The following is a 12,535-nucleotide window of genomic DNA, read 5'->3' on the forward strand; positions in this document are numbered from 1 at the left end:
CCCGGTTCGCGGTCGACTCAGACATTGCAGGGGAAATCGGGCCGCCACGCGGGCACGACGACCCGCGCATCACGACGTTGCCCACCGACGCACGACGCAGTGAAGGGGATCGGCGATGACCACACGGACGACGACGGCGAGACGCCGCGGGCTCATGGGCGCGGCGGGTGCGGCGAGCCTCGCGCTCCTGGTGGCCGCGTGCGGCGGTGGCGGCGACGGAGGAGACGGGGGCGACGGGGGCGACGAAACGGCCCAGGCCTTCGAGATCGACTGCGCGCCCTACGAGGAGTTCGGCGACCTCGAGGGCACGGAGGTCACGGTCTACACCTCGATCGTCGACCCCGAGGCAGAGGCGCACCAGGCCTCCTACGAGCCCTTCGAGGAGTGCACGGGCGTCACGATCCAGTACGAGGGCTCGCGCGAGCAGGAGGCGCAGCTGCCGGTGCGCGTACAGGCGGGCAGCCCGCCCGACATCGCGATCGTCAACCAGCCGGGCCTGCTCAACACCCTGGTGACGCAGTACGACGCGGTCGTGCCGGCGCCGGAGCAGACCGAGGCCAACGTCGACGAGTTCTTCTCCGAGGACTGGAAGGCGTACGGCACGGTCGACGACGAGTTCTACGCGGCCCCGTACGACGCCAACGTGAAGTCCTTCGTCTGGTACTCGCCGGCCATGTTCTCCGACGCCGGGTACGAGGAGCCGCAGACCTGGGACGAGCTCATGACCCTCAGCCAGACGATCGCCGACTCGGGCGCGCTCCCGTGGTGCGCGGGCGTCGAGTCCGGCGACGCGACCGGCTGGCCGGGCACGGACTTCATCGAGGACATGGTGCTGCGCACCGCCGGCCCGGACGTGTACGACCAGTGGTACACGCACGAGATCCCGTTCAACGACCCGCAGATCGTCGAGGCGTGGGACGCTGCGGGCTCGATCCTCAAGGACCCGGCGTTCGTCAACGGCGGGCTCGGCGACGTCAGCTCGATCGCGACGACGACGTGGAGCGACGCGGGCTTCCCGATCCTGGACGGCACCTGCTACATGTCGCGCGCGGCGAACTTCTACCAGGCGCAGTGGCCGGAGGGCACCGAGGTCGCCGAGGACGGCGACGTGTGGGCCTTCTACCTGCCGGCGGAGACCACCGAGGAGAAGCCGACCCTCGTGGCCGGGCCCTTCATCGCGGCGTTCAACGACCGCCCGGAGGTGCAGGCCTTCCAGACCTACCTGGCGAGCTCGGACTGGGCGAACGCCAAGGCCGTCGCCACGCCGGCCGGCGGCTGGGTCAGCGCCAACAACGGCCTGGACCCGGAGCTGCTCGCCACGGACTTCGACCGCCTCGTGGCCGCGACCCTGACCGACGAGGCCACGGTCGCGCGGTACGACGCGTCCGACCTCATGCCCAGCGAGGTGGGGGCGGGCTCCTTCTGGACCGGCATCGTCGACTGGCTGACGGGTGCCGAGACGCAGGAGGTCGTCGACCAGATCGAGAGCTCCTGGCCGTCACGCTGAGCCGCAGGGCGGCGGACGGGCGGGGCGCGGCACGCGCTCCTGCCCGTCCGCCGCTCCGATGACGACGTCGTTCAGGTACCCCCACGGGGAGGGAGAGCATGGACTGGTTCCTCGGGACGGACACGGCCACCCAGAAGCTCGTCGGGATGGCCGTCGCGATCCTGCTGTTCGTGGCCGTCATGGCCGTGATCCTCCTGGCGGTCGACCGGCCACGGCGGGTGCCGAAGTGGCTGGTGGTCGCGGCGTTCGTCGGGCCGGCGCTCCTCGGCCTGGCCTTCGGGCTCGTCTACCCGGGCATCGTGACGATCCGCGCGTCGTTCTACGACCGCACCGGCTCGGAATTCGTGGGCCTCGACAACTTCGTCACCGCCTTCACCAACGAGCAGTTCCTCATCGTGCTGCGCAACACGGCCGTCTGGGTGCTGCTGGTGCCGGTCGTCGCGACCTTCCTCGGGCTCGTGTACGCCGTCGTCGTCGACAAGAGCCGGTTCGAGAAGTTCGCCAAGGCGCTGGTGTTCCTGCCCATGGCCATCTCCATGGTGGGCGCGAGCATCATCTGGAAGTTCGTCTACGAGTTCCGCCCCGACCAGCCGGGGGTGAACCAGATCGGGCTGCTCAACCAGGTCCTGGTCTGGCTGGGCATCCCGCCGCAGCAGTTCCTCATCACCCAGCCGCAGAACACGCTCTTCCTCATCGTCGTGCTCATCTGGATCCAGGTCGGCTTCGCGATGACGCTGCTGGCCGCCGCGATCCGCGCCATCCCGGACGACATCGTGGAGGCGGCCCGCCTGGACGGGCTCACCGGGCTCGGCATGTTCCGCTACATCACGGTGCCGTCGATCCGGCCGGCGCTCGTCGTCGTCCTCACGACCATCGCCATCACGACCCTCAAGGTCTTCGACATCGTGCGCACCATGACGGGCGGGCAGTTCGGCACGTCGGTCGTGGCGAACGAGTTCTACACGCAGTCGTTCCGGCAGAACAATGCCGGCCTGGGTGCGGCGCTCGCGGTGATCCTCTTCGTGCTGGTGATCCCGATCGTCTGGTACAACGTCCGCCAGATGCGGCTGTCGGAGGAGGTCCGATGAGCGCCACCCCGACGCCCCCCGTGACCGGCGACACCGACGCTGCGACGCCGGCCCCGCCCGCCCGCCGCACCGTGAACGACCGCGCGCGGATCGCGCGCAAGCGGCTGTCGAACCCGTGGGCGTCGGGGATCGCCCTCGTGCTGGCGATCCTGTGGACGATCCCCACGCTCGGCCTGCTCGTCACGTCGTTCCGCCCGGAGCTGGACATCCGCCGCAGCGGCTGGTGGACGGTCTTCGGCGGCATCTTCAGCGGCGAGGCGGAGTTCTCCCTGGAGAACTACGAGACGGCGCTGTTCGGGTCGTCGACCAACCTCGGCAGCTACTTCCTCAACTCGATCGTGATCACGCTGCCGGCCGTGATCATCCCGATCACGCTGGCCCTGCTCGCGGCGTACGCCTTCGCGTGGATCCCGTTCCGGGGTCGGGACGTCCTGTTCGTCGCGGTCTTCGCCCTGCAGATCATCCCCATCCAGATCACGATGATCCCGCTGCTCAAGGCCTACGTGTCGCTGGGGGTCAACGGCACGTTCTGGACGGTGTGGCTCTCGCACTCGATCTTCGCCCTGCCGCTGGCGATCTTCCTGCTGCACAACTTCATGAAGGACATCCCGGCGTCGCTGGTCGAGGCGGCGCGCGTGGACGGCGCCGGCCACGTCAAGATCTTCTTCCGCGTCATGCTGCCGCTCCTCGTGCCGGCGATCGCGGCGTTCGGGATCTTCCAGTTCCTGTGGGTGTGGAACGACCTGCTCGTGGCGCTGGTGTTCACGGGGGCGACGCCGGACGTCGCGCCGCTGACGGTGCGCGTCGCCGAGCTCGCCGGCTCCCGCGGCGGCGACTGGCCCGTGCTCTCGGCCGGGGCGTTCATCTCGATGATCGTGCCGCTGGTCGTGTTCATCGGCCTGCAGCGCTACTTCGTGCGAGGCCTGCTCGCGGGCTCGGTGAAGGGCTGAGCGGGCACCGACCGTTGCGGGGACGACGACGGCGGCCCGGGCGCGATGCCCAAGCCGCCGTCGTCGTGCACGAGCGGTACGTCAGGCGGGCACGGCGTACGACGCGGCGGGCGCCTGCGCGACCTTGGGGTCCGGACCGAAGCGGTTCGGCCCGGCTGTGCCCGGCAGCGCGTAGAGCACGATCATGATGATGCCGCCCACGAGCGGGATCAGGCTCAGGAACCAGAAGAAGCCGGACTTGTCCTGGTCGTGGAGGCGTCGCACCATGACGGCGAGCGTCGGCAGGACCAGCGCGAGCCAGACCAGGCTCACGAGGCTGCTCACCACGTACAGGCCGGCGCCGAACGTCTCGGTCGTCGCGTCGTACGACGACGCCGCGACGATACCGACGACGGTGCCCACGACGCCGCCGACGATGACCAGGAACAGGTACCAGAACCAGAACTCGGAGCGGCGGGCGCGGCCGGAGAACGTGGCGTACTGGCTGAAGACGGACTTGACGGAGTCCGGGAAGGACATGACGGCCTCACTGGGTCGATGACGGAGCGGGCGCGGAGCCAGACGGCGCGGCCCGCGTAGCGCTGGCGAGCGTAGAGGCAACCGTCACGCGCCGTCCAGAGTCTGCGCACATCTCGTCCACATCTCGGGCCGCCCGGGCCGGTCGACGAGGGCCTGCGCCGGGTGCCCTCCGGTGCTCCGCCCGTATGCTCCCGTGGTGCCGACCCTGAACCCCCGCCCCCGCGCCGGCCTGGACCGGGTCCCGGCACCGGCGCTCTTCGTGGTCTCGGGGCTGACGCTGTACCTCGGCGCGGCGGTCGCCGTCGGTCTGTTCGACCGTCTGGGCGCGCCGACGGTGAGCTGGTGGCGCATCGTGCTGGCCGCCGTCGTCCTCCTCGCGTGGCGTCGCCCGTGGCGCCGGGCCTGGACCCGGCGCAGCCTCGGCGTCGCGGCGCTCTTCGGCGTGGTCCTCGCCGCGATGAACGTCGCGTTCTACGTGGGTATCGACCACTTGCCGCTCGGCGTCGGCGTCGCGATCGAGTTCGTGGGCCCCGTGGCCGTGGCCGCGGTCACCGGGCGGGGATGGCGGGAACGCCTGGCGATCGTGGTCGCCGCCTCGGGCGTGCTCCTGCTCGCGGGGGTGACGCTCTCCTCGGGCCTGCCGCGCGAGGACGTGATCGTCGGGCTGGGCGCGCTGCTCGCGGCCGCGGCCTGCTGGGCGGGCTACATCGTGCTCGGCAAGCGCGTCGCGAGGGCGGGAGCGGGTTCGGGCATCGACGGCCTGGCGGTGGGCATGGCCGCCGGCGCGCTGGCGTTCGCGCCCTTCTTCGGGTCGTCGACGGCCGAGGTCGTCGGCGACCCAGGTCTCCTGGCCTTCCTGCTGGTCGTGGCGGTCTGCTCGTCCGTGGTGCCCTACGTGCTCGACCAGGTGGTGCTGCGTCGGGTCGGGACGGCGACGTTCGCCGTGCTGCTGGCGCTGCTGCCGGCGACAGCCGTCGTCGTCGGCGCCGTCGTGCTGCGCCAGCTGCCCACCTGGCCGGAGCTCGTCGGCCTGCTGCTGGTCTCGGGCGCCATCGCCATGACGGCGCGCAGCTGACCCCTACAGGTACTGGCCCGGCGACGGCCGGCCGTCCTCGCGGCCGTCCCGGCCGGGGCCGGGCGGTGGCCCGCCGGGCCCGGCCGGGCCGAAAGGCACCGGGTGCGCGCCGGGGGGCAGCGCGCGCCGCATCTGGGAGAGCTGGGCCTGCGCCGCCATCTGCTGGGCCACGAGCGCCGTCTGGATCCCGTGGAAGAGGCCCTCGAGCCATCCGACGAGCTGCGCCTGGGCGACCCGCAGCTCCGCGTCGGACGGCACCGCGTCGTCCGAGAACGGCAGCGTGATGCGGTGCAGCTCCTCCACGAGGTCGGGGGAGAGGCCGTCCTCGAGCTCGGTGAGCGAGCGCTCGTGGATCTCGGCCAGGCGCGTGCGCGCGGCGTCGTCGAGCGGGGCGTCCCGGACCTCGTCGAGAAGCCGCTTGATCATGCCGCCGATGCGCATGACCTTGGCGGGCTCCTCGATCCGTGAGGCGTCCGCGCCCTCCTCGTCGTCGGGCGCGGCCTCGTCGGAGGCGTGCTCGTGGTCCGTCACGGGGACCTCGCGTCCGTCGGGCATGACGACCCGCGCCGGGCCGGGCACGTCGCGGGGCTCGCCGGGCCCGGGCGTCGCGCCCGGCTCGTCGTCGCGGTCGCTGTCACGGAGGCTCGGGTCGCTGCCGGTCATGCGGCCCAGTCTGGCCCACGCCGCCGACACCGGCGACGGCGCAGCGCCGGTCGCCGGGTGCCGGTCGCCGGGTGCCGGTCGTCGGGTGCCGCAGGTCAGGGGACGAGCAGCACCTTGCCGAACACCTCGCCCGACTCGAGCAGCTCGTGCGCCCGCGCTGCCTCGTCGAGCGGGACCCGGGCGTGCACCACCGGGCGGACCTGGCCGTCGGCGACCATCGGCCACACGTGCTCGCGCACGGCCGCGACGAGCGCGGCCTTCTCCTCGGCCGGCCGGGGACGAAGCAGCGTCCCCGTCACCCAGGCGCCCTTGGCCATGAGCGCGCCGAGGTCGAGCTCGCCGCGGCGCCCCTTCTGCAGGCCGATGACGACGAGGCGCCCGCCCGGGGCGAGGACCCGCACGTTGTCGGCGAGCCCGCCGGCCCCGAGCACGTCGAGCACGACGTCGGCGCCGCGGCCCCCGGTGGCGTCACGTACGGCGGCGACCACGTCGTCGGCGCGATGGTCGACGACGACCTCGGCGCCGAGCGCGAGGCACCGGGCGACGCGCTCCGGGCCGCCGGCGGTCGTCACCACGCGCGCGCCGAGGGCGGTCGCGAGCTGCACGGCGATGCTCCCGACGCCGCCCGAGCCGCCGTGCACCAGGACCCACTCGCCGGCCTGCAGCCGCGCCGTGTCCACGAGGTTGGTCCACGCGGTGAGGACGGCCTCCGGCAGCGCGGCGGCGTCCACGAGGTCGACGCCGTGCGGCGCCGGCAGGACCTGCGTGGCGCGGACGACGGCCTGCTCGGCGTACCCCCCGCCCTCGAGCAGCGCCACGACCGCGTCACCGGCGCGCCAGGCGGACACGCCGGGGCCGAGGGCGCGGACCGTACCCGATATCTCGAGACCCGGCCACTCGGGAGCACCGGGCGGAGGCGTGTAGTGTCCGGACCGTTGCAGCAGGTCAGCACGGTTGACGCCGGCCGCTGCAATGTCGACCGACAGCTCTCCGGGGCCCGGTTCGCCCAGGTTCACGTGGGTTGAGGCGAGTTTCGCTGGACCGCCGGGTGCCGATATCGTGACCGCTCGCACACCGATGGAGCCTACCCGTGCGCCCCGAGACTGCCTCGTGGACGCGGAACGGTGCCGGACGTGAAGGCACTGATCCGGAAGGACGCGGCAACCGCCGACGTTCCTCCGACGAACTGGGATGGAGAGAGGTTCAGATGCTCCGCAGGTTGGGCGTTCGCGGGAAGATCCTTGCGACACTCGCCGTGCCGATCTTCGTCCTGGCTCTGGCGGCGAGCTGGATCACCTGGCAGTCGCTGCAGGAGAACCGCCAGGCGGAGCAGACGGCGGCCCTCATGGACTCGCTCGAGCTGCAGGACGCGGCCGGCTCGGCCGTCGCGGCCGAGCGCGGCCTCAGCCTCGCGGCGTCGATGGGCCTGCCGGACGCCCGGAAGGCGCTGGTCAGCGCGCAGGAGGAGACCGACCGTGCGCTCGACGCGCGCGACGAGGCGCTCGAGGCGCTCGACGTCACGGCCCTCACGACCAACGTCCAGGACGCGATCGCGCGCACGCTCGAGGACCGGACGGCGCTCGACGAGGTCCAGCGCGACGTCATCTCCGGGCAGATCACGGAGGAGCGGGCGACCGCCCGGTACACGGACCTGATCGAGCGGGCGCTCGACGTCCCGCGGTCGGTCTCGCAGAGCACCACCGACTCCGGCCTCGCGCAGCGCATCAACGCCTACGTGGCGATGGACCAGGCGATGCTGGCCAACACGCTGGAGCGGCCGATCGTCGGAGCAGCCCTGGTCGACGCCGCGGACGGGGACCCGAACCCCGACCTGATGAACCGCATGGTCACCTCCCTGCAGGCGACGAACGCGCTGCGCACCGAGGCGCAGGAGCGGCTCGACCTGCTGCCGGGCGACCTGCAGGTCCCGGCGTACTCCGAGGAGCTCGACCAGCTGCGGCTCCAGCTGCGCTACCTCAACTTCTCGGGCATCGACCCGGAGCTGGGCGCGCAGTGGTCGGAGCTGTCGCAGGCCTGGGTCGACGACACGCAGCCCGTCCGCGACGAGGTCCGGGCCATGACGGTGGACTACGCCGACGACGACGCGAGCGCGGCCCGCAGCGCGGCGCTGCTCACCGGTGCCGCCGCCTTCGGCGTCGTGCTCCTGTCGTTCCTGCTCGCGCTGTTCATCGCCCGTCGCATCGTCGAGCCGCTGCGGCGCCTCACCGTCGCGACCGCCGACGTCCGCGACCGCCTGCCCCGGATGGTCGAGCAGATGGCGGTGCCCGGCCAGGCACCGTCCATCGACCTGGTGCAGGTGCCCGTCGAGTCGACCGACGAGATCGGTCGCCTGGCGGCCTCGTTCAACGAGGTGAACGAGACCACGATGGCCGTGGCGCGCGAGCAGGCGGCGCTGCGCGGGTCGATCGCCGAGATGTTCGTCAACGTCGCCCGCCGCGACCAGGTGCTGCTCAACCGGCAGCTCGCCTTCCTCGACGAGCTGGAGCGGTCCGAGGAGGACCCGAGCACGCTGTCGAACCTCTTCCGGCTCGACCACCTGGCCACCCGGATGCGTCGCAACGCGGAGTCCCTGCTCGTGCTCGCGGGCATCGACTCGGGTCGCCGGGTGCGCAACCCCATGCCGGTCTCCGACGTGGTGCGTACCGCGTCGTCCGAGATCGAGCTGTACGACCGGGTGCGGCTGAACCTCGCCGTCGACCCGCACATGCTGGGGCACAACGCCCTCAACGCGGCCCACCTGCTGGCCGAGCTGCTCGAGAACGCGACGATGTTCTCCGAGCCGCACACGCCGGTCGAGGTCACGACGTCCCGCGACGACCGCGGCGTCGTCGTCATCGTGCGCGACCACGGCCTGGGCATGAGCCCGGAGGAGATCGCCGAGGCGAACGTCAAGGTGGCCAGCTCCGCCGCGTCGGACGCCGTGGGCGCCCAGCGGCTCGGCCTCTACGTGGTCGGGCGGCTCGCCGACCGGCTCGGGGCCTCCGTGGCCTTCGGGAAGGGCGCGTCGGGCACCGGGACCGAGGTGACGGTCGTCTTCCCGTCGGTGCTCTTCCTGCCCGACGACGCGTTGCCGCTGCCGCAGCCGACCGACCCGCTGGAGGCGGGCACGCAGGCCGCCGTCGCGGGCTTCGGCAGCCAGGCCCCGGTCCCCGCGGTCGACGCCGTCCCCGCGCCGTCCCCGGTCGTCGAGCCGGTGGCCCAGGAGCCGGCGACGAGGCCTACCCCCGCCGTCGCTCCGACGGGCGTCACGCCCGCCGCCCACGTGCCCGAGCCGCAGCCGGCGGCGTCCGCCTACGTGCCGACCGGCGCGATCCCCGGCGTCCTCGAGCCGGAGCCGCCGGCGGCGGTCCCCGTCGACCTCGACGCGCTCACCGACGGTACGACGTCGGTCGGCATGCCCCGTCGTCGGCGGCAGGCCGAGCCCGAGTCGGACCGGGTCGACACCGGCCCGATCGTGCTCCCGCCGCTCGAGACGCCCACGTTGCCCGACCTCGTGGACGACGCGACGACAGACGCCTGGCGTCCGCCGAGCGCGGCGGAGCGCCCCGCGGCCGCGCTGCCCAGCCGGCACCGTGCCCAGCCCGAGCCCGTGCCGGCACCGGTCGAGCCCGAGCCCGTCTCGGCGCCGCTCCTCGGTGTCGAGCAGCGCACCGGCCTGTTCTCCGGGTTCCGGTCGATGGAAACCCTCGACGTGTCCGACACCGAGAGCACGCTGCAGCTGGACGCGATCACCGAGGACCCGGCGGCCCTGCCGGACGCGCTCGCCCCGCTGGCTCCCGCCCCGCAGCCCGAGGCGTCGGCGGCACAGTCCCCGGTCCCCGGAGCCGTCGCGGAGCCCCGCGTCGAGCGTGCGCCCGAGCCTGCGGCGCTGCCCGTGCGGGACGTCCCGGCACCGGTGGCCGAGCCCGTGGCCGCGGTAGACCCCTGGGCGTCCCAGGCGCCGCAGGCGCCCGCTCCGGCCGCGCCGTCGGAGCCGGTCGTCCGGTCGGTTGCCGAGCCGATCGCGCGCGCGACCTGGCAGCCGACCACGCCGGCCCCCGTCGCCGAGCCGGCCCCGGCCGAGCCCGACCCGGTGGCCGAGCCGGCACAGTCCCAGTTCGAGAGCCTGCCCGCCTTCGAGGACCTCATCACCGACCTGCCGAGCCGGCGGGCCGCGCGGGAGACCGCGAGCCAGGGCCGCAAGCGGGGGCTGTTCGGACGCAAGCCCTCGACCGAGTCCGAGGGCACGGACCGGGGCGACGTGCAGGATCCCGCACCGAGCGCAGCACCGGCCCCCTGGTCGGGGTCCGGCGACGCCTCCCGGGCCACGTCCTACGCCGCCCCGTCCGCGCCGCGGCCCGCCGCACCGCCGGCCGCTCCGCAGCCCGCGGTGGACGACTACCGGTCGTCGACGTCGTACGGCGGCTCGGTGCTGCCGCTGCGCTCGACCGAGCCGTCGGGCGTCGACCCGCTCGACCCGCACTTCGTGCCCGACACCGTCGAGGCGCGCTCCGAGTGGATGGCGTCCGCCGTCCTGTACGAGGAGATGTCGACGCTGCTGCAGCGCGGCGTCTTCCAGGAAGGGAACGTGACTTCGACGAACGACGAGCAGACGTACCGGCCGGCCGCCGTCGCGCCGAGCGGCGGCTCCGGGCTCACCCGACGCACCCGCGCCGGGGACCAGTCGGCCTCCGCCGACCGGTTCACGGCGCGCATCGAGCGCGACCCCGAGCAGCTGCGGGCGCGGCTCTCGGCCTTCCAGTCGGCGACGAGCCGCGGGCGCACCGATGCCGGTGCCACCACGGCCTCGACGGCACCCGCCCCGACCGTGAATGATGTCCCTGGATCGTCTCCGCAGCAGCGGTGACCTGCGCCTTCGGCGTACCTGACGAGGAGGAAGCGTGACCCTCAGTACTGAAGCGACCAACTTCGGGTGGCTTCTCGACAACTTCGTGCGGACGGTGCCCGGCAGCCGCCACACGCTCGTGGTCTCGGCCGACGGTCTGCTCATGGCGATGTCGGACCAGCTCTCCCGGACCAGCGGCGACCAGCTCGCCGCCATAGTGTCCGGGATGTCGAGCCTGACCCGCGGAGCGGCACGCCAGCTGGACGGCGGTAACGTCCGGCAGGCCGTGATCGAGATGGACAACGGCTTCCTGTTCCTCATGAACGTCTCGAACGGTTCGGTCCTGGCCGTCGTCGCGGAGTCGTCGTGCGACATCGGGCTGATCGGCTACGAGATGGCCCTGCTCGTCTCGCGCACCGAGGCCACCCTCACGCCGCAGCTGATCTCCGAGATGCGCGGCAACCTCCCGGTGGACGGCTCGTCGCGCTCCGCGCGGGTGGGATGAGGCCACGACGATGACGCACGCACCGTTCGGTTCCCTGGGCGCGCACTCCGCGGACGGCTACGAGGCTTCCACGGTGCGTCCCTATGCGGTCACCGGTGGCCGCGTCCGCTCCGCGCTGTCCGACCTGCCGCTCGAGGCGCTGGTCGAGGTCATGCCCGGGGCGGTCAACAGCGTGGGTCTCACGCCCGAGAAGCGGGCGATCCTGCAGCACGCCGCGCACACGTACGTCTCGATCGCGGAGCTCTCCGCGCTTCTGCGCCTGCCCCTCGGCGTCGTCCGCATCCTGGTCGCGGACATGCAGGAGGAGGGGCACATCACCGTGCACACCTCGACCCCGGTCAACGTCCACACGGGGCACGGCAGTTCCCACTCGGGGCTGTCCCTGAGCGTCTTGGAGAGTGTTCTCAATGGCATTTCCGCCCTCTGACAGCGCGACGCGCGGTGCGTCCGGGGGCATGTCCCCCGCGTGGGCGCCGGTCTCGCAGACCGTCGGTGCCGTGGGCGCACCCGCGGCCGGCGCGTCGGCCCCGGCAGCGGGCGGAGCTCCGCCGCGGCAGAGCGTGCTCGGTGGTGCGCGCGACGGCGGCGCCGTGACGTCCGCGGCGCCGCAGGCCCCGGCCGCGTCGTCCGGTGCCGCGTCCTCCGGTCCCGTGACGTCCGTGCCGGGCCCAGGCGCCCCGGGCGTCCAGCAGGCCCGCCCGGTGGCCCAGCCCGTCCAGCCGCAGGCGGCGCCGTCGCCGAATCCGGCCGGCGGGGTCGCCCCGGCGTCCCAGTCGGCGGCCCCCACGGTCACCAAGATCGTCGTGGCGGGCGGCTTCGCCGTCGGCAAGACGACGTTCATCGGATCCATCTCCGACGTCGAGCCGCTGAACACCGAGGCCGCGATGACCGAGCACTCGGTCGGCGTCGACGACGCGGGCGGCGTGACCGACCGCAAGACGACCACCACGGTCGCGATGGACTTCGGCCGCGTGGCACTGCCCGGCAACCTGTGGCTGTACCTGTTCGGCACGCCGGGACAGGACCGCTTCCTGTTCATGTGGGACGACCTGGTGCGCGGCGCGATCGGCGCGGTCGTCCTCGTGGACACCGACCGGCTCGAGCAGTGCTTCCCCGCCATCGACTACTTCGAGTCGCGCGGCATCCCGTTCGTCGTCGGCGTGAACTGCTTCGACGGCGTCGCGAAGCACCGGCTCGAGGACGTGCGCGAGGCGCTGCAGATCCCGGCCCACGTGCCGATGCTCTACACGGACGCCCGGTCGCGGGCCGCGACCAAGCAGACCCTGATCGCCCTGGTGCAGCTGGCGATGCGTCAGCTGCGCAGCGGCGCCGCCTGACGGCGAGCACAACACGTCGAGCGTGACGACGACGGCCCCGGACGC

Annotated in this window: 11 protein-coding genes; 8 read left to right on the plus strand and 3 right to left on the minus strand. The window is 73.0% G+C overall.

From position 1 onward, the window contains the following. The first annotated feature begins 115 nt into the window (after positions 1 to 115). The 3 genes from ABD254_RS11345 (at position 116) to ABD254_RS11355 (ending at position 3,545) form a co-directional block, all read left to right on the plus strand. Positions 116 to 1,507 (plus strand): ABC transporter substrate-binding protein, encoded by a 1,392-nt coding sequence (locus tag ABD254_RS11345; protein ID WP_344248457.1) that lies wholly within the window; start codon positions 116 to 118, stop codon positions 1,505 to 1,507. 98 nt (positions 1,508 to 1,605) lie between these two features. Continuing rightward, positions 1,606 to 2,595 carry a carbohydrate ABC transporter permease gene (locus ABD254_RS11350; protein WP_344248458.1) on the plus strand — a complete coding sequence of 330 codons (990 nt, stop codon included), beginning with the start codon at positions 1,606 to 1,608 and terminating at the stop codon, positions 2,593 to 2,595. Beyond that, positions 2,592 to 3,545 (plus strand): carbohydrate ABC transporter permease, encoded by a 954-nt coding sequence (locus ABD254_RS11355; protein WP_344248459.1) that lies wholly within the window; start codon positions 2,592 to 2,594, stop codon positions 3,543 to 3,545. The genes ABD254_RS11350 and ABD254_RS11355 overlap by 4 nt, the downstream gene beginning before the upstream one ends. Positions 3,546 to 3,626: 81 nt before the next feature. On the opposite strand, the gene ABD254_RS11360 is transcribed toward ABD254_RS11355, so the two are convergent. Beyond that, positions 3,627 to 4,064: a DUF805 domain-containing protein gene (locus tag ABD254_RS11360; protein WP_344248460.1), complete on the minus strand. Its 438-nt coding sequence runs from the start codon at positions 4,062 to 4,064 to the stop codon at positions 3,627 to 3,629. A gap of 196 nt (positions 4,065 to 4,260) precedes the next feature. On the opposite strand from ABD254_RS11360, the gene ABD254_RS11365 reads away from it, so the two are divergent. Next, a complete protein-coding gene (locus tag ABD254_RS11365) occupies positions 4,261 to 5,139 on the plus strand; it encodes an EamA family transporter (protein WP_344248461.1) in 879 nt (292 codons plus the stop codon). A 3-nt stretch (positions 5,140 to 5,142) separates the two neighbouring features. On the opposite strand, the gene ABD254_RS11370 is transcribed toward ABD254_RS11365, so the two are convergent. Together ABD254_RS11370 and ABD254_RS11375 are read right to left on the minus strand one after the other, a co-directional pair. Beyond that, positions 5,143 to 5,802: a bacterial proteasome activator family protein gene (locus ABD254_RS11370; protein ID WP_344248462.1), complete on the minus strand. Its 660-nt coding sequence runs from the start codon at positions 5,800 to 5,802 to the stop codon at positions 5,143 to 5,145. A gap of 95 nt (positions 5,803 to 5,897) precedes the next feature. Continuing rightward, positions 5,898 to 6,875: an NAD(P)H-quinone oxidoreductase gene (locus ABD254_RS11375; RefSeq protein WP_425553720.1), complete on the minus strand. Its 978-nt coding sequence runs from the start codon at positions 6,873 to 6,875 to the stop codon at positions 5,898 to 5,900. A 182-nt stretch (positions 6,876 to 7,057) separates the two neighbouring features. On the opposite strand from ABD254_RS11375, the gene ABD254_RS11380 reads away from it, so the two are divergent. The 4 genes from ABD254_RS11380 (at position 7,058) to ABD254_RS11395 (ending at position 12,490) form a co-directional block, all read left to right on the plus strand. Continuing rightward, positions 7,058 to 10,669, plus strand: a complete 3,612-nt coding sequence (locus ABD254_RS11380) for a sensor histidine kinase (protein WP_344248464.1) — start codon at positions 7,058 to 7,060, stop codon at positions 10,667 to 10,669. A 34-nt stretch (positions 10,670 to 10,703) separates the two neighbouring features. Beyond that, positions 10,704 to 11,153, plus strand: coding sequence for a roadblock/LC7 domain-containing protein (locus tag ABD254_RS11385; protein ID WP_344248465.1), 450 nt, complete (start codon positions 10,704 to 10,706; stop codon positions 11,151 to 11,153). A 10-nt stretch (positions 11,154 to 11,163) separates the two neighbouring features. Beyond that, on the plus strand, positions 11,164 to 11,580 hold the full coding sequence (locus ABD254_RS11390) for a DUF742 domain-containing protein (RefSeq protein WP_188525003.1): 417 nt from the start codon (positions 11,164 to 11,166) through the stop codon (positions 11,578 to 11,580). Between the two features lie 370 nt (positions 11,581 to 11,950). Continuing rightward, positions 11,951 to 12,490, plus strand: a complete 540-nt coding sequence (locus tag ABD254_RS11395; RefSeq protein WP_344248547.1) for a GTP-binding protein — start codon at positions 11,951 to 11,953, stop codon at positions 12,488 to 12,490. The last annotated feature ends 45 nt before the right edge of the window (positions 12,491 to 12,535 follow it).

The organism is Isoptericola hypogeus (assembly GCF_039531145.1).
In the GTDB taxonomy this organism is placed as follows: Bacteria; Actinomycetota; Actinomycetes; order Actinomycetales; family Cellulomonadaceae; genus Isoptericola; species Isoptericola hypogeus.

Excerpts from the sequence above, each read along its gene's own strand:
- ABD254_RS11345 (WP_344248457.1), top strand. The coding sequence starts at position 116 with ATGACCACACGGACGACGACGGCGAGACGCCGCGGGCTCATGGGCGCG.
- ABD254_RS11350 (WP_344248458.1), top strand. The coding sequence starts at position 1,606 with ATGGACTGGTTCCTCGGGACGGACACGGCCACCCAGAAGCTCGTCGGG.
- ABD254_RS11355 (WP_344248459.1), top strand. The coding sequence starts at position 2,592 with ATGAGCGCCACCCCGACGCCCCCCGTGACCGGCGACACCGACGCTGCG.
- ABD254_RS11360 (WP_344248460.1), bottom strand. The coding sequence starts at position 4,064 with ATGTCCTTCCCGGACTCCGTCAAGTCCGTCTTCAGCCAGTACGCCACG.
- ABD254_RS11370 (WP_344248462.1), bottom strand. The coding sequence starts at position 5,802 with ATGACCGGCAGCGACCCGAGCCTCCGTGACAGCGACCGCGACGACGAG.
- ABD254_RS11390 (WP_188525003.1), top strand. The coding sequence starts at position 11,164 with ATGACGCACGCACCGTTCGGTTCCCTGGGCGCGCACTCCGCGGACGGC.